Genomic DNA, 15,939 nt, shown 5'->3' on the forward strand with positions numbered 1-15,939 from the left:
GTGGCGTGCCTGCAATGAGGGGGAGGAACGGAGGAGCGTGCGGAACGGCATGAGGTGCTCGGCGAAAAACAGGAACACCGCCAAGCTATCACGCAGTCATAGCAGTAATAATTGTTATTTATCTGGTAATCAATGAGAAATTCTCATTGCAGAAGCGACCACCGCATCGGCCAATGCCTGGGTAAAGCGCTGTGCGGTCCGCGATTGGTGTTCAAGCAGCACCACCGCGCGGTGCAATTGCGGTTGACCGAACGCCAAACGGGCAATGGGCGGCAATTGCGTCAGCTCGGAGTCGGAGAGCGCCACCACGGCGGCGCCCAATCCGCTTGCCACCATGCGCACGATCGTGTCCTTGTTGTCGAGCACCATCTCTTCGCGCACGCGCACGCCCAGGCGCCGCAGTTCCGAAGCGATCATGCGGCCGGCCCAGGCCTGTGCATCAAAGCGGATAAACGGCAGCTCGGTCAGCAGCGCGCGCGCATCGTGCTCGGCGTATTGCGCGGGGGCGAGCAGCCAGAAGCGGTCTTCATAGAGCGTTGTCCAGACCAATTCCGCCGGATGCGGCCGCACAGGGTGAGACGTGATTGCGGCGCCCAATTCGCCGTCGGCCACGCGCTGCGCAAGCTCGGCCGACATGCCGGCCGCAACGTGTACGCGCAGGCCGGGATGCGCCGTCCGCAGGGCCAGCAGCGCGTTGGGCAGCGGCCCCGATAGCGCGGTCTGGATAGCGCCGATGCGCAACCGCCCGACCAGCGCCCTCTCATCGCTCAGCGCATCGGGAATGCGGTCATACAGCGCGAGGATCTGTTCTGCCTGGGCGAGCACGATGCGGCCTGCTTCTGTCAGCGCGGGCTCGCGGCGTGAGCGGTCGAACAGACGGACGTTGAACTCCTCTTCCAGCGATTTGACCTGCAGGCTGACGGCCGACTGCGTGAGCCCGATGGCCTCGCCTGCACGCGCAAACGTGCGGTGGCGGGCGATGGCAACGAGCGTTCTCAAGGCGCGGAGAGACATGGCGGATACGAAGTTCGATCGGGTGCGGATAGCGCATCGTACCTCTCACCACATCGCCGGGCGCCTGGGCCACGCCGGCCCGCCCTCCAGGGCAGTCAGACAAACCGCTTACGCCAGCATCGCAGCCAGCGCAGGAGGCAAGCCGCGGTTTGGCTTGTGCGGCGGCCGCGCAAAGCTGCCTTCCGCTGCGCCGTTCGGGGCAAGCGCGATCAGGCTCTCGCAATGGCGGATGGCGCTGGAGACGCCGTCCACCACCGGCACGGGAATGCGGTCCTTGAGTGTCCGGGCCAGCCCGGCAAGCGGTGCGCCAGCCACGATGATCACGTCGGCGCCGTCTTCACGCACCGCCTGCAGGCTGAGCTCCTCGAGCCGTGCCGCATGGTCTTCCTGCACGCTGCCGATGTCGCGTAGCGGCTGCTGCAAAGAGCGCACGCTCGCCAGCCGCGACGACAGCCCATTGGCAGCTACGCACTCGCGGTACCACGCCTGGATACGGTTCGAAATGGCGATGATCGAAAAGCGCTGGCCGAGCAGGCAGGCGCTGGTCAGCGCCGCTTCGGTCATGCCGACCACCGGCACATTGCACAGCTCCTTGATGCCGGCGAGGCCCGGGTCCCCAAACGCCGCGACAACCACGCCGTCGAATCGACCGGCATGTTCGGCGACGACGCACGCAGTGGCGTAGCCGCCCACCAGTGCTTCGAAGCGCGTTTCGATGTAAGCCACGCCAAATGGCGCCGTCGCCATTGTGAGCGTGGTGCCGGGTGAAGCGGAGCGACGCGCCTCGGCATGGATCAACTCCGTCACGCTCTCGGAGATATTGGGATTGACGACCAGAATACGCATGATGAAATTTTGAGAACCCAACCAGAAACGTCAAACCAGCGACGGCGCGCCCGCCGGCAGGAACTGCCCGCGCCCCGGCGCCGGTTCGAGGTACTTGCCGTTTTCGACCAGCATCTCGCCGCGCGAGAAGCAATGCACCGGCCAGCCGGTCACTTCAATGCCTTCATAGGGCGTGTAGTCGACCGCGTGATGCAGCGCAGCGTTGGTGATGCGCACGCGACGCTCCGGATCCCACAGCGTGATGTCGGCATCGGCGCCCACGGCGATCGTGCCCTTGCGTGGGTACAACCCGTACAGCCGTGCCGGGCGATACGACGTCAGCTCCACAAACTGATGCAGCGACAGCTTGCCGCGCGCAATGCCATCAAACAGCAGCGGCAACCGTGTCTCGATACCGGGCACGCCGTTGGGAATATGGTCGAACGGTTGCGCCTGACCGCCAAGTTTCTTGCCTTCCGGGTCGTCATAGTTGAACGGCGCATGGTCGGAAGAGAACACGCTGAACACGCCCCCTGCAAGCGCGCGCCATACGGCTGCCTGGTTCTCCGGATCGCGCGGTGGCGGGCTGCAGACGCACTTGGCACCTTCGTAGCCGTCGTCACCTTGCAGGCCCATGTCTTCGGCGGTCAGGTAGAGGTACTGCGGACAGGTCTCGGCCAGGATCTGCAAGCCGCGGCTTTGTGCCCAGCGAATCTGCTCGATGGCTTCCTTGCCGGAGACATGCACGATCAGGATCGGCACGTCCACCAGCTCGGCAAAGGTGATGGCCCGGTGCGTGGCTTCACGCTCCACGGCAGCCGGGCGCGACAGGCCATGGAAGCGCGGCGAAATGCGGCCCTCGCCGACCAGCTTCTCGGTCAGCCAGGAAATGCAGTCGGCGTTTTCCGCATGCACCATCACCAGGGCGTTGTTCTGCTTGGCCACATCCAGCACATCCAGCATTTCGCGGTCGGACAGCTTCAGGTCGTCATAGGTCATGTAGACCTTGAACGAGGTGTAGCCCTGGCGAATCAGCTCCGGCAGTTCGTGCTTCAGCACCTCGGGCGTGGGGTCGGCCACGATCAGATGGAAGCCATAGTCGGCCACCGCGCGGCCCTCGGCACGCCGGTGGTAATCGGCCACCGCCGCCTTCAGCGAGCCACCCTTTTCCTGTGCGGCAAACGGGATCACCGTTGTCGTGCCGCCGCAGATGGCCGAGCGCGTGCCGGTGAAGAAGTCGTCGGCCATGCGCATGCCGTCGGGCATGGGCTGGTCGAGATGACAATGACCATCAACGCCGCCGGGCAGCGCCAGCAGGCCGCTGGCATCCATCTCTCGCGCGCCGCGCGGCAAGCCGTGGCCGAGCACGGCGATGCGGCCATCGCGCACACCGATGTCGCAGCTAAAGCGGTCGGATGCGGTGACCACATCCGCATTGCGGATCACCAGGTCGAGTTCCGTGGACATGCTTAGCGCTCCCTCATTCCGTTAAGCAACGTCCGAGAACAGGCGGCCCCAGCCGCGCAGCTCGCGCGTGTCGACGCCCGCGAGCCGCAGCGATTTCCACACGACGGTCGAGATGGTGTCGTACACGGGGATGCCCGTTTCGGCTTCCAGCGCTTCAACCAGGTGAGCCGCGCGCAGGTTCGTGCAGAACGTGGTGATGGCGGCAGGCTTCTGCTGCGCCACGTCGCGCACCAGGGTGCGGATGGTGTCTTCTTCCACGTCGGCAAAACTGTGGTTGACGTGCAAGTCCAGATGGCGCTCGGCCACGCACTTGAAACCGTGGCGCGCGTAGTTCTGCACGATGCGCTGCTGCACGTCATCCAGATACGGCGTAACGAGTGCGAAATCGCGTGCGCCGGTTTTGGCCAGGATTTCGTTGAGCGCCAGCACTGACGTGGTGGCCGGAATGCCGGTGGCTTCCGTGATCTGGCGGCACAGCGCCTCGTCTTTCTCAAAGCCGAGCCAGCCGGACGACGTGCCGTTCCAGGCAATCACGTCCACGTGCGCGTCGGCCAGCAACTTGGCGGCGTTCAGGATCTTCTCCAGATCGAACTGCCCCAGCGCCTGGTCGCGCAGCGAAATTTCCGTCACGGTAAAGCGCGAGAAATGCGCGCTCACGTTGGGCAGGCCGCTCACCATGGCGCTGGTAATGGGTTCCAGCGCCGTGTTGGACGATGGCGTGAGCATGCCGAGCTTGATGCGTTTTGTCATGGGAGTCTTCTTCGTGGTTTGCGCGCCCCGGCGCACGCGAGTGTGGGCATCGGGGCCTGCTTGTTATGTTGATGAGTGCGGTTACAGCTTGTCGTCAGAAGTCGGAAGCAAACGCCGCGCCGCAGCGCGCTGCAGATGGCGTTGGCTGACGTTAGTTCATCGCGCCTCAGACCGGCAGCTTCTTGCTGTAGTCGATCAGCAGCGTCGAGCAGATGAAGAGGCCCGCGCCGGCGGCGGCAAACAGCATCAGCGCCATGTCGTACGAACCGGTCGCCTGCACGATCAGGCCGACGATGATCGGCATGCCGACCCCCGCGAAGTTGCCGCCCAGATTCATCGTGCCGCCCAGGAAACCCACACGCTTGCGCGTTCCCAGGATCGACGGAATGCACCAGAACAGGCCGCACCAGCGCAGGAAGAACAGCGTGGTCGACAACAATGCCACCACGACGACCGGCTCCTTGAAGCGCGCCACCGTGTAGATAGCGATCGTGGCCAGTACCGAGGCGACGCCGAACAGCGTGCGCAGCACCCGGGCTCGCGATGCCCCGGTGGCCATCCATTTGTCCGCAATCCATCCGCCCACCATCTCGCCCACAAAACCGGAGAAGAACATGGTGAACACGGCACCGCCCATCTCCTTGATGTCCAGCCCATGCACCTTCGACAGATAGGTCGGCATCCAGGTCAGGAGCCCGTAGAACAGTGCGTTGAAGCACATCCAACCGAAGAACATGCCCCACACCGAGCGGTACTTGAAAAAGTCCAGCACGTTGCCGCTGACAGCGGCGGGTTCGGCGGCCTGGTCGGCGGCATGTGCCTCCTCGATGTAGGAGGCTTCAGCATCATTGACGGACGGATGCTCGCGCGGGTGGTTGCGGATGTACCACCACGAGAAGAGGCCCGCCACCATCGTCCCGATACCGGCCACCACGAACGACGTGCGCCACGAACCGAATTCGGCGATCAGCCCAGCGATGATGAGTGCGCCCAGTGCCGCGCCCAGCGGCGCGCCTCCGTCGAGCAGCGTTGCACCGCGACCGCGTTCGTTCTGCGTCATCCAGATGGCGTTGAGCTTGCCCCCGGCGGGGTAGATGGGCGCCTCGGCAGCACCCAGGCCAAGACGCGTGATGAGCAACGGCACCCAACCGGTACACAGCGCCGCAATGGATTGGAAGAAGCCCCAGCCCAGCGTGGCACCGGCAATCACCACACGCGGCCCGAAGCGGTCGGCCAGCATGCCGCCTGGGATCTGCATGAGCGCGTACGTCAGAAAGAACGAACTCAGCAGTAAGCCTTGCGCCGCCGGGCCGATGTCGAATTCCTTAGCGATCAACGGCATGGCGACTGACAACGATGCGCGGTCGACGTAGTTGATGGAAATCAGCATCAACATCATCAAGAAAATCTTCCAGCGCACAGAGCTCTTCGTCTCCGTTAGCGCCATGGCCGGGGCCGGGCTTGTGGTTTCCATTACGCGTGTCTCCTGGTAGCTCCGAAGTCGTTTCGGAAAACGGGCTTGGGGGTCGGTCTTGACGCCGATCCGCCCCAACTCCGCCCACCGAAACGACCTCCTGAGTCGATTTGATTGGTTTGTGTTGCGCAACGTGGCCGAGTATAGGATACGTAATCTGTAATTACAACATCTGTAAGTTGTTGATTTTATTGAATGCAAAAAGCACAATATCGGTGTGTGATAGCCTTTTGTGGTGCATCTTCCCCATTCTGGTGACGTCTGTGACCCAACCACTGCTCCAATCCTCTCGCCTGCGCACGCTCGGCATGTCAGCCGAAATCGCCTCGCGCCTGCGCACCCTCATCGAAGAAGGCGAGTTGCCGCCCGGCGCCCGCATCGACGAGCGTGCTTTCTGTGAAATGTTCGATGTCTCCAAGACGCCGCTGCGTGAAGCCCTCAAGGTGCTGGTAGCCGAGGGGCTGGTGCTGCATCGCCAGTACATCGGCTACCGAGTCGCCCCGCTCGATCTGGATGAACTGCGCGCAACCTTCGAAACGCTGCATGGGCTGGAATTCACGGCTGGAGAACTGGCAGCGGCGCGGTTGTCCGAGGTGGCTCTGGCCCGCCTGGAACGCAAGCACCAGGCAATGCTTGAGGCGCATGCGGCGGGCAGACGCACCGAGTACTTCCGCATCAACCAGGAAATTCACCAGCTCATCATCGATGGCACGGCCAACCCCGTGCTGGCCGGCATCTATGCGACCTTGATGAGCAAGGTGCACCGCGCGCGCGGCGCAGCCAACGCCGACACGCTGCGCTGGCAGGAATCGCACGAAGAACACGAAGCCATCATGGCCGCCCTTCGCGAGCCAGGGCGCCCGCGCCTGGCACAAGTGCTGCGCCTGCACTCGGAGAACACGGCCAAGGAAGTGCTGAGCGTCGTGGCAAGCAGCCTGGCCGAGGCCGGACGCCCTACCCGATCAACCGAGGAAGCCCCCAAGAAAGGCGCGCAATGAAACTCGTACGTGTGGGTGCACCCGGCGCAGAACGCCCAGGCCTGATCGATACGCAAGGCCGCGTGCGCGACCTATCAGGCGTGGTTGGCGACCTGGGCCCGCAAGAGTTGTCCGATGCCGCCCTCGTGCAACTCGCAGGCGTAGACATCGCCGCCTTACCCGTGGTGCCAGATACCCGTTTTGGTGTGCCATGGACGGGCATCGGCAAGATCATCGCGATCGGCCTGAACTATGCCGACCACGCAGCCGAGGCCGGTTTGCCGCCTCCCGCAGAACCCATCCTCTTTCTCAAGGCCAACAGCGCTTTGAACGGTCCCAACGATGCCGTCATGCTGCCGCGCGGCTCGGAAAAGACCGACTGGGAGGTTGAACTCGGTGTGGTGATCGGCAAGACGGCGAGCGATGTTTCCCGCGAAGAAGCCCTCTCACACGTTGCCGGCTATTGCGTGGTGAACGATGTGTCGGAGCGCGAGTTCCAGCTTGAGCGCGGCGGCACCTGGGACAAGGGCAAGGGCTGCGATACCTTCTGCCCCGTCGGCCCGTGGCTGGTGACGCGTGACGAAGTGCCCGACCCGCAAGCGCTTGGCCTGTGGCTCGACGTCAATGGTGAGCGCGCGCAGCGGGGCAACACGGCGACCATGGTGTTTGGCGTGGCCCATCTGGTGAGCTACGTCAGCCGCTTCATGACGCTGCATCCGGGCGACCTGATTTGCACCGGCACGCCACCCGGCGTGGGCATGGGCGCCAAGCCCCCGCGCTATCTCAGCGCCGGCGACACCATGCGCCTGGGCATCGACGGCCTTGGCGTGCAGACGCAGACGGTCGCCGCCTACACCAAAGCCTAGACCGGCGGCGCGGCCCGCTTAGCGTTGCACCGCCACCAGCTTGCGCATGGCATCGACCAGCTTCGGATCGACCGCGCCCAGCGTATTGGTGCGTGCGTTGATTCGCCCTTCTGCGTCCAGCAGCAGGATCGTGCTCGAATGGTTGAAATCGCCATCGGCCAAGCGCCGATACTGCACGCCCAGCAATGCCGCCACCTCGCGCGTGCCGCTGGCGTTTGCGCGGGCGACTTGCCAGCGGTCGTCGGCGCCATGCGCGCTGGCCGTCTTCTTGAGCGCCGCAACGGAATCGCGCTCGGGGTCGACCGTCACCATCAGGACACGCACGCCGTCGTGCGCGGGCTTACCGCCCTTAGCCAGCGTGGCGCGAATAGTCTCGAAGATCATCGGGCAGACCATCTGGCACGACGAATAGAACATGCTCACGAGTACCGGCTCGCCGCGCAGGTCTGCCAGGTGGAAGACGCGGCCGTTCTGGTCGGTCAACGCCACGTCAGATTGATACAGCGAGCCCGAAGCGACGGGCCCGGCGGCAAGCGCGCCTGCGGCGGCACCCGCTAGCAGGAGTGCCACGAAGGCACGGCAAAGTTGCTTAAGAAGCGTCATGGACGTTCTCCATTGATGGATCGGGCGCAGCGAAAGCCAAGACTTCCCGTGGCATCGGCGCCCTCAAGTGATGACAGCAACGCCACGCGCATCAGCACGGCGTAGCTGTCGCGGCGCACGATGCTGATGGCACCGGCGCCGCAAAACTTCTGCTTGTCGGGGTCGCCCTGCGTGCGGCTGTCCCCGGCGATGAAGAGTGCGTTGAAATCGTCGACCCATTCCCAGATCAGGCCGTGCAGATCGCGCACGCCATGGACATCCGCTGGGCCGCCAACGGGTGGCAACACACGCGTGGCGGGCCGTTCGTACCAACCGAGAATGCGTTGCGCCCATTGCGGGTCGTCGCGGGCGTCAGCGCGTGTGGCATCGGCGGCAGCGGCGGATTCCCACTCAAGCCACGTCGGCAGGCGCGCGCCTTCGCTTTCGCAATAGGCACGGGCCGCAAACCAGCTCACGCCGGTCACCGGCGCTTGCGGCGAGACTTGCGCATCGGCGTGCGTCGCATCGGCCCAGTCGGCAAGGTAGGCCTTGCCGGCAAAGACTTGCGGCACCCGGCCGCGCTGCCAGGCCTCGTGACGTTGCACGAAGGCCTGGAACTCGCCGATGGTGACCGGGGTGGTGCGCAACTCAAACGGCTCGATGCGCACCCGCTGCGGCTGCCCCGGTGCGTTCTGGGGCAGCACGCTGTCGAAGTCGCCGCCCGGCAACCGCACATAGGCGGCGCCCTGTGCGGCAGCGCTAGCCAGCGCCATCAACATGGCAGCAAGGTGCAAGGTCAGGCGGCCCATGGTCGTGCAGATCCGGTCAATGTTCGGCCACGGCCTTGGCAGGCGCCGGCTGGGCACGCACCTTCTTGACGTCGTCCGCGCTCACGCGGCCGCCGGGGTTGTCCCAGCTGTTGAGCACGTAGGTCAGGATGTTGGCGACCTCGTCGTCATTGAGCTGCGTCATCGGCGGCATGACGGAGTCGTATTCCTGCCCGTTGACCTTGATCTTGCCGTTCAGGCCGTGCAGCACGATGTTCATGGCACGCTTCGGATCTGCCGCCAGGAAATCCGACTTGGCAAGCGGCGGAAACACGCCCGGCAACCCGGCGCCATTGCCCTGGTGGCACACCGAGCAAGTACCCGCAAACAGCGCGCGGCCGGCCTGCACCTGATCCTGCACGGTCAGGGTACCGCTCACCGAAGCCTCGGTCGCCTTGGTGACGGCGCTCATGTTCGGTGCGGCACGATCGCCCAAGTACACCGAATCCAGTTCCTTGCCGGAATAGACGAGCTTGTTCTCCGGGCCATCCACCTTGAGGATCGCCATGGCGCCCTTGTTGAAGGCACGGAAGATCGAGTGGTCGACCAGCACATAGCTGCCAGGCACGCGCGCGGTGAACTTCACAACCGCCGCGCCACCCGCCGGGATCAACGTGGTCTGCACGTTCTTCTGCACGTTGGTGCCGCCCTCGTAGCGCACCTGGTCGAAGATGGCGCCAATTACGTGGAAGCTTGAGACCAGATTGGGCCCGCCGTTGCCAACGAAGATGCGCACCGTTTCACCCACCTTGGCGTGCAGCGCCTTGTCACCGGTGAGCGCACCTTCGGCACCGTTGAACAGCACGTAGCTCGGGCGTTCGTCGATGGCCTTTTCCATGTCGAACGGCTGCAGGCCCTTCTCGCGGTACTTGCCGGCCGTGTAGAAATCGCCCTGCATGACGTAGTACTCGTGATCAACCTTGGGCAGGCCTTCGGGCGGCTCGACCAGGATCAGGCCGTACATGCCATTGGCGATATGCATGCCCACCGGCGCCGTGGCGCAGTGGTAGACGTAGATGCCCTCGTTGAGCGCCTTGAAGGTGAATTGCGATTCATGGCCCGGTGCGGTAAAGCTCGATGCTGCGCCGCCGCCCGGCCCGGTCACGCCGTGCAGGTCAATGTTGTGCGGCATCTTGCTGCTCGGGTGGTTCTTGAGGTGGAACTCCACCGTGTCGCCCTGCCGCACGCGGATGAAGCTGCCGGGAACGGTGCCGCCGAACGTCCAGAAGGTGTAGCTGACGCCTTCGGAGATCTGCATTTCCTTCTCGACCACTTCCAGCTCCACGATGACCTTGGCTGGATAGTTCCGGTGGACCGCCGGTGGCACAAGCGGCGGACTCGTAAGGACGGCGTGGATCGGCTCGCCGCGCGGCGGCCCGAAGTCACCCGGCAACTTGGTGCTGGCGGCGCGGGCCGCGGTGCCCGCAAGCAGTGCGCCCAGCACCACAGAAATCAAGCCCGCGCGCATCAGGCTGCGGACGGTGTGAAGACGGCTCATTTTTTCCCCCGTGTATCGGTCTGGTGTCGTCCGCTCCACGTTAGGCCCCGGCGGCCATTAGGGCTTTGATACAGCGCAAACGAAAACCGACCCCGTCCGGCACATCCACCCCACCGCGTGGCACGCAAGCCCAGTCGTGGCGTGATTTACCACATCAAGATACCCATAAAACAAGCATCTGATATACATCAATAACGCCGGAGATTCCGCTCACTAATATAGTTGCATCCTTAATGCATCTTTTTGATGCGACACCCACAGAGGGAATCCCCATGACACAGTCCGCCTCCACCATCCAGCTCGACCTCCGTGTGCTGGCGCCGCGCGAGCGCCATCCGCTGATCTTCTCCGCCTTCGGGGAACTCGGCATCGGTCAGAGCCTGGAGCTGATCAACGATCACGATCCGCGCCCGCTGCAGTCGCAGTTTCAAGTCGAGCGCCCGGGCCAGTTTTCCTGGGACTACCTTGAGCGCGGCCCCGCTACGTGGCGCGTTGCCATCACCAAGGTGGCATCTGCCGCCAGCGCCGGCCACTGCTGTGGTGGCTGCGGTGGTGGCGCCTGAATTTCCGATCGCATCCTGCAAGGAACCTTGTCATGAAAAACAACCAAAGGCTGTGGCGGTGGCTAGGCCTGATCTTCATCCTGTCGTTCGGAGCATTGGGCTATCTGGGCCGGCAGATCTATCTGGCAGCGCCGCCGATTCCGCATGCTGTTGTCACCTCTGTGGGCGAGGTGCTCTTTACCGGCGAACAAATCCAGCGCGGCCAAGAAGCCTGGCTGGCAGCCGGCGGCCAGCAGCTTGGCACCGTCTGGGGCCACGGCAGCTACGTTGCGCCTGACTGGTCTGCCGATTGGCTTCACCGTGAAGCCACGGCGCTGCAAGCCATCCGCGCGCATCAGCAGTTCGATACCGATGCGCCGTTGACGACCGTGCAGCAAGCCGCCGTCGACGCCAGCGTGAAGGAAGAAATGCGCCGCAATACGTACGACGCAAATCACGACATCCTGACCGTGTCGCGCGAGCGCGCAGATGCAATCCGCGGTGTGGCGCAACACTTCGAGGCCCTGTTCGGCACCGATCCGTCGCTGGCAACGTTGCGTGATCAATACGCCATGGCCACCGGTGTGCTGCCGGAGGCGGCCGATCGCGAAGCCCTGGCGGCGTTCTTCTTCTGGACGTCGTGGGCCGCCGCTGCCGACCGCCCGGGCGAGACCGACATCTCGTACACGAGCAACTGGCCGCATGAACCGCTCGTGGGCAACACCATGACCGGCGGTGCCGCCATGTGGTCGATGGTCAGCATCGTGCTGCTGCTGGGCGGTATTGCCGCCATGCTGTGGCTGCACGGCAGCAGCAAGCACGAAGAGGAAGCTGCGCCGCTGCCGGCCGATCCGTTCCTCAACGTGGTCGCCACGCCCTCGATGAAGGCCACGCGCAAGTACTTCTTTGCCGTGATCGGCCTGATGCTGGTGCAGATCGGCATGGGCGCCATCACCGCGCACTATGCGGTGGAAGGTGAATCGTTCTTCGGGATTCCCCTGGCGCAGGTGCTGCCGTACGTGATCAGCCGCACGGTGCACACGCAACTGGGCGTGCTGTGGATTGCCACGGCGTGGCTGGCCACGGGCCTGTACATTGCGCCGCTGCTGTCGGGGCGTGAACCGAAGTTCCAGAAGCTGGGCGTTGATGTGCTGTTCTGGGCGCTGATCTTTATCGTGGTGGGCTCCATCGCCACCGGCTGGCTTGGCACGCTGCAACATCGCGGTGCGGACTTCGGCTTCTGGGTCGGCAACCAGGGGCTGGAATACACCAGCATGGGCCGCGTGTGGCAGATCCTGTTGTTCATCGGCCTGCTGTTCTGGGTGGTGCTGCTCGGCCGCGCGCTGTGGCCGGCATTGAAGACGCCGTCGGAATCGCGCGGGCTGATCGCCATGGTGTTCCTGTCGGCCACGTGTATCGGCGGCTTCTATTCGACGTCGCTGGTGTGGGGTCAACACACGCACTATTCGATGATCGAGTACTGGCGCTGGTGGCTCGTCCACCTGTGGGTCGAGGGCTTCTTTGAAGTGTTCGCCACCGCCGTCATCGCGCTCATCTTCACGCGCCTGGGCCTGATTCGCGCCAGCAGCGCCAACCGCGCCATCGTGGCTGAAACGATCGTGTTCCTGTTCGGCGGCATTCTGGGCACGCTGCATCACTTGTACTTCACGGGGACGCCGACCTCGATCATCTCGGTGGGCGCAGTGTTCTCTGCGCTGGAAGTGGTGCCGCTTTCGCTGATCGGGCTCGAAGCGCTGCAGAACTATCGCCGCACGCAAGGCACGCCGTGGCTCAACGCCTACAAGTGGCCCGTGCTGTGCTTCGTGGCCGTGGGCTTCTGGAACACCGTCGGTGCCGGCCTGCTCGGCTTCGCCATCAACCCGCCCGCTTCGCTGTACTACGTGCAGGGTCTGAACATGACGGCCGCCCACGGGCACGCTGCGCTGTTCGGGGTGTACGGCATGCTCGGTATCGGCCTGATGCTGTTCTGCCTGCGCGGCCTGTATGCGCGCAGCCTGCATGCCGATCGCCTGCTCAAGCCCGCGTTCTGGGGCCTGAACATCGGCCTGGCAATGATGGTGTTCATGTCGCTGTTGCCGGCCGGTATCTACCAGGCCTGGGCCAGCGTCACCAAGGGCATGTGGTACGCCCGCTCGCCGGAAGTGGTCCACTCGAAAGTGATGGAAACGCTGGTCTGGCTGCGTGTGCCGGGTGACATCGTGTTCGCCATCGGTGCGCTTGTGCTGGCTTGGTATGCGCTGCGGCTGCTGCGCCGTCCGAAGGCACAACAGACCGAACCGCTGCCGGCTTCGGCTCGCGCGACGCGTTAATCGCGTGAATCCATAACCCAGCAGTCCTCCCAAAACCCGCAGGGCCCGTGTCGATCATCCGACCGGGCCCTGCGGGTTTTCCTGTAATGCCCCCCGCCTTCAAGCTCCCTACAATGACGAGTCATATAGATGAATAGTTGACCACTTTCGATACCCATGCCCGCCGATCTCCGCCTACCCCGCTATCAGCAATTGCGCGACGATCTGGCCGCGCAGATCGCCCAACAGCACTGGCGCCCGGGCGACGCCATCCCGACCGAAGCCGAGCTTGCCAAGACGTACAACGTGGCGGTCGGCACAGTCCGTAAAGCCGTAGACGTATTGGTGGCCGAAGGGCTGCTCGAACGCTTCCAGGGCCGCGGCACCTTCGTGCGGCGCGCCAGTTTTGCCAGCTCCTTGTTCCGCTTCTTCCGCTTCCAGAGTGAAAGCGGCGAGCGGCGCATTCCCGAAAGCCGCATTCTCAAACGCGACGTGCTCGATGCGCCTTCTGCACCGGCTGCGGGCCTGCAGATTGAAACCGGCTCACCCGTCATTCGCCTGACCCGGCTGCGCCTGCTGGATGGCGCGCCAATGCTCGCCGAAGAAATCTGGTTGCCGTACGACCGTTTTGCGCCGCTCGCCACGCTGGAACTCGACGCGTTTGGCGACCTGCTGTATCCGCTGTACGAATCCCACTGCGGCCAGATCATCGCCAGCGCCGAAGAAACGCTCACCGCCGAGGCCGTCAATGCAACGTATGCGCGGCTCCTGCGCATCCAGCCCGGCGATCCGGTGATGGTCATCGAACGCGTTGCGCGCGGCTACGACCGGGTGCCGCTTGAATGGCGGCGCTCGCGCGGCGCGGCGGCGCACTTCCGGTACCACGTGGATATCCGGTAGCGCCCGAGACGCTGCAATCCATACCGAAAAAAAACACACACAGGAGACAACATCATGCAGGCCAACTCATCGACGGCCCCACCGCTGCTGGATGTGCGCGGCGTCACGCTGCAGTACAAGACACGCCAGCATCTGGTGACGGCCACCTACCGCGTCGACTTTCAGGTCTATCCCGGCGAGCGCTACATCCTGCTGGGCCCGTCGGGCTGCGGTAAATCGACATTGCTCAAAGCCATCGGTGGCTACCTCACGCCCACCGAAGGCGAGATCCGCCTGAAGGGCCAGCCAGTGACCAAGCCTGGCCCGGATCGCATGATGGTGTTCCAGGAGTTCGACCAGCTTCTGCCATGGAAGACGGTGAAAGAGAACGTGCTGTTCCCGCTGCTCTCCACGGGCAAGCTGGGCCCGCGTGAAGCCGAAGAACGCGCCCTGCACTACATCAACAAGGTCAATCTCACCAAGTTTGCCGACCACCACCCGCACATGCTGTCGGGCGGGATGAAGCAACGCGTAGCCATCGCGCGCGGCATGGCGATGGAACCCGACGTGCTGCTGATGGACGAGCCCTTCGCCGCGCTCGATGCGCTCACGCGCCGCAAGATGCAGGACGAGCTGCTGCAGCTGTGGGATGAAACGCGCTTCACCGTGCTGTTCGTCACGCACTCGATTCCAGAGGCGATCCGCTGCGGCAGCCGCATCCTGATTCTCTCGCCGCATCCCGGCCAGGTGCGTGCCGAACTACCGAGCCTGGCGCGCGACGATGACGATCCTGAGCGCTTCAAAGCGCTAGAAGCCGAGATTCACGACATGCTGTTCGCCCGCACGGTAGAGGAAACCCATGCAGACTGAAACCCTTTCCATGCCGGCCACCACCGACATCAGCAATCGCGCGCCCGTCTACAGCACGCCCGTGGCGTTCGAGCGCATCGGCGTGGTGGAAAAACCGCTCTCCATTGCTGAGCGCCTGTACGAGCAGGCGTGGCTGCGCAAGCTCGTGATCCTCGTCGTGCTGGCACTCGTGTGGGAAGGCGGTGCACGCTGGCTCGACAACCCGCTGCTGATGCCGACCTTCTCCGACACCGTGCAGGCGCTGTGGGCAGGGCTGGCCAGCGGCACGCTGTTTGCTCGCATCGGCACGTCGATGCAAACGCTGCTGGCGGGCTATGCGCTGGGCCTGGCGCTGTCGTGTGCATTGGTGGTTCTGGGTATCAGCAACCGGCTCGGGCAAGATTTTCTGGAAACGCTCACCGCGATGTTCAACCCCCTGCCGGCCATCGCCCTGCTGCCAATCGCGCTCGTGTGGTTTGGCCTGGGCAACGGCAGCTTGATCTTCGTGATCGTGCATTCCGTGGTGTGGGCGGTGTCGCTCAACACGCATGCCGGCTTCCTGTCGGTATCGAACACGCTGCGCATGGTGGGCCGCAACTACGGGCTCTCGGGCATGGGGTATCTGACCAAGATCCTGATCCCGGCCGCGTTCCCGTCCATCCTCACGGGCCTGAAGATCGGCTGGGCCTTCGCATGGCGCACGTTGATAGCATCGGAACTCGTGTTTGGCGTGAGTTCCGGCCAAGGCGGCCTCGGCTGGTACATCTACGAGAACAAGAACCAACTGCAGATTCCCGAAGTGTTCGCCGGCCTGCTGACCGTCATCATCATCGGCCTGCTCGTGGAGAACCTGGTGTTCCGCACGCTGGAAGCCCGCACCGTCAAACGCTGGGGCATGCAGAACTAAGCATTGGCGCAACGCAAGCGCCCAGACGGTTTGGCCGTACCCTGCCCTATGCGGCGCCTTGAATTTTTGTGAGCGGGCGGAAAAAAGAAGGAGGCCTGTTTGAGCGAAGCGAGTTTGCCTCCTTCTCCGCACGGTCACGGAAATTCAAGGAGTCTTTCGCCGCATCGGGCGCG

15 protein-coding genes are annotated in these 15,939 nt (G+C 64.0%); 7 read left to right on the forward strand and 8 right to left on the reverse strand.

Going from position 1 to position 15,939, the window contains the following annotated elements; translation table 11 throughout:
* Positions 1-129: 129 nt before the first annotated feature.
* The 5 genes from M1D44_RS23465 to M1D44_RS23485 form a co-directional block, all read right to left on the reverse strand.
* Complete coding sequence (locus M1D44_RS23465) at positions 130-1,014, reverse strand: LysR family transcriptional regulator (protein WP_316852554.1); 885 nt, start codon at positions 1,012-1,014, stop codon at positions 130-132.
* 108 nt (positions 1,015-1,122) lie between these two features.
* The gene (locus tag M1D44_RS23470; RefSeq protein ID WP_316852555.1) at positions 1,123-1,860 is read right to left on the reverse strand and encodes an aspartate/glutamate racemase family protein; all 738 of its coding nucleotides are present in this window, start codon (positions 1,858-1,860) and stop codon (positions 1,123-1,125) included.
* 30 nt (positions 1,861-1,890) lie between these two features.
* Positions 1,891-3,306, reverse strand: a complete 1,416-nt coding sequence (gene hydA / locus M1D44_RS23475; protein WP_316852556.1) for a dihydropyrimidinase — start codon at positions 3,304-3,306, stop codon at positions 1,891-1,893.
* 21 nt (positions 3,307-3,327) lie between these two features.
* Positions 3,328-4,056: a maleate cis-trans isomerase family protein gene (locus tag M1D44_RS23480; protein WP_024978375.1), complete on the reverse strand. Its 729-nt coding sequence runs from the start codon at positions 4,054-4,056 to the stop codon at positions 3,328-3,330.
* 166 nt (positions 4,057-4,222) lie between these two features.
* Positions 4,223-5,530, reverse strand: a complete 1,308-nt coding sequence (locus M1D44_RS23485) for an MFS transporter (protein ID WP_024978374.1) — start codon at positions 5,528-5,530, stop codon at positions 4,223-4,225.
* Between the two features lie 215 nt (positions 5,531-5,745).
* Between M1D44_RS23485 and M1D44_RS23490 the strand changes: the two genes are divergently transcribed.
* Together M1D44_RS23490 and M1D44_RS23495 are read left to right on the forward strand one after the other, a co-directional pair.
* Complete coding sequence (locus M1D44_RS23490) at positions 5,746-6,528, forward strand: GntR family transcriptional regulator (RefSeq protein WP_037032125.1); 783 nt, start codon at positions 5,746-5,748, stop codon at positions 6,526-6,528.
* Complete coding sequence (locus tag M1D44_RS23495; protein WP_316852557.1) at positions 6,525-7,373, forward strand: fumarylacetoacetate hydrolase family protein; 849 nt, start codon at positions 6,525-6,527, stop codon at positions 7,371-7,373. The genes M1D44_RS23490 and M1D44_RS23495 overlap by 4 nt, the downstream gene beginning before the upstream one ends.
* A gap of 18 nt (positions 7,374-7,391) precedes the next feature.
* Here M1D44_RS23495 and M1D44_RS23500 read toward each other — a convergent pair whose 3' ends face one another.
* The 3 genes from M1D44_RS23500 to nirK are packed head-to-tail and all read right to left on the reverse strand — an operon-like array spanning position 7,392 to position 10,280.
* A complete protein-coding gene (locus tag M1D44_RS23500; RefSeq protein WP_024978371.1) occupies positions 7,392-7,976 on the reverse strand; it encodes an SCO family protein in 585 nt (194 codons plus the stop codon).
* Entirely contained in the window at positions 7,973-8,764 is a 792-nt protein-coding gene (locus tag M1D44_RS23505; RefSeq protein ID WP_316852558.1) for a formylglycine-generating enzyme family protein, read from the reverse strand. Before M1D44_RS23505 ends, M1D44_RS23500 begins: the two co-directional genes overlap by 4 nt.
* Positions 8,765-8,780: 16 nt before the next feature.
* Complete coding sequence (nirK, locus tag M1D44_RS23510) at positions 8,781-10,280, reverse strand: copper-containing nitrite reductase (protein ID WP_024978369.1); 1,500 nt, start codon at positions 10,278-10,280, stop codon at positions 8,781-8,783.
* Between the two features lie 272 nt (positions 10,281-10,552).
* Here nirK and M1D44_RS23515 point away from each other — a divergent pair, with 272 nt between their 5' ends.
* The 5 genes from M1D44_RS23515 to M1D44_RS23535 all read left to right on the forward strand — a co-directional run bounded on the left by M1D44_RS23515 (position 10,553) and on the right by M1D44_RS23535 (position 15,766).
* Positions 10,553-10,843, forward strand: coding sequence for a DUF2249 domain-containing protein (locus M1D44_RS23515; RefSeq protein WP_024978368.1), 291 nt, complete (start codon positions 10,553-10,555; stop codon positions 10,841-10,843).
* A gap of 32 nt (positions 10,844-10,875) precedes the next feature.
* Positions 10,876-13,152 (forward strand): nitric-oxide reductase large subunit, encoded by a 2,277-nt coding sequence (locus M1D44_RS23520; protein ID WP_024978367.1) that lies wholly within the window; start codon positions 10,876-10,878, stop codon positions 13,150-13,152.
* 156 nt (positions 13,153-13,308) lie between these two features.
* The gene (locus M1D44_RS23525) at positions 13,309-14,031 is read left to right on the forward strand and encodes a GntR family transcriptional regulator (protein WP_024978366.1); all 723 of its coding nucleotides are present in this window, start codon (positions 13,309-13,311) and stop codon (positions 14,029-14,031) included.
* 54 nt (positions 14,032-14,085) lie between these two features.
* Positions 14,086-14,880, forward strand: coding sequence for an ABC transporter ATP-binding protein (locus tag M1D44_RS23530; RefSeq protein WP_024978365.1), 795 nt, complete (start codon positions 14,086-14,088; stop codon positions 14,878-14,880).
* Positions 14,870-15,766, forward strand: coding sequence for an ABC transporter permease (locus tag M1D44_RS23535; protein WP_024978364.1), 897 nt, complete (start codon positions 14,870-14,872; stop codon positions 15,764-15,766). Before M1D44_RS23530 ends, M1D44_RS23535 begins: the two co-directional genes overlap by 11 nt.
* Positions 15,767-15,939: the final 173 nt, after the last annotated feature.

It is taken from the genome of Ralstonia sp. SA306, assembly GCF_054792405.1.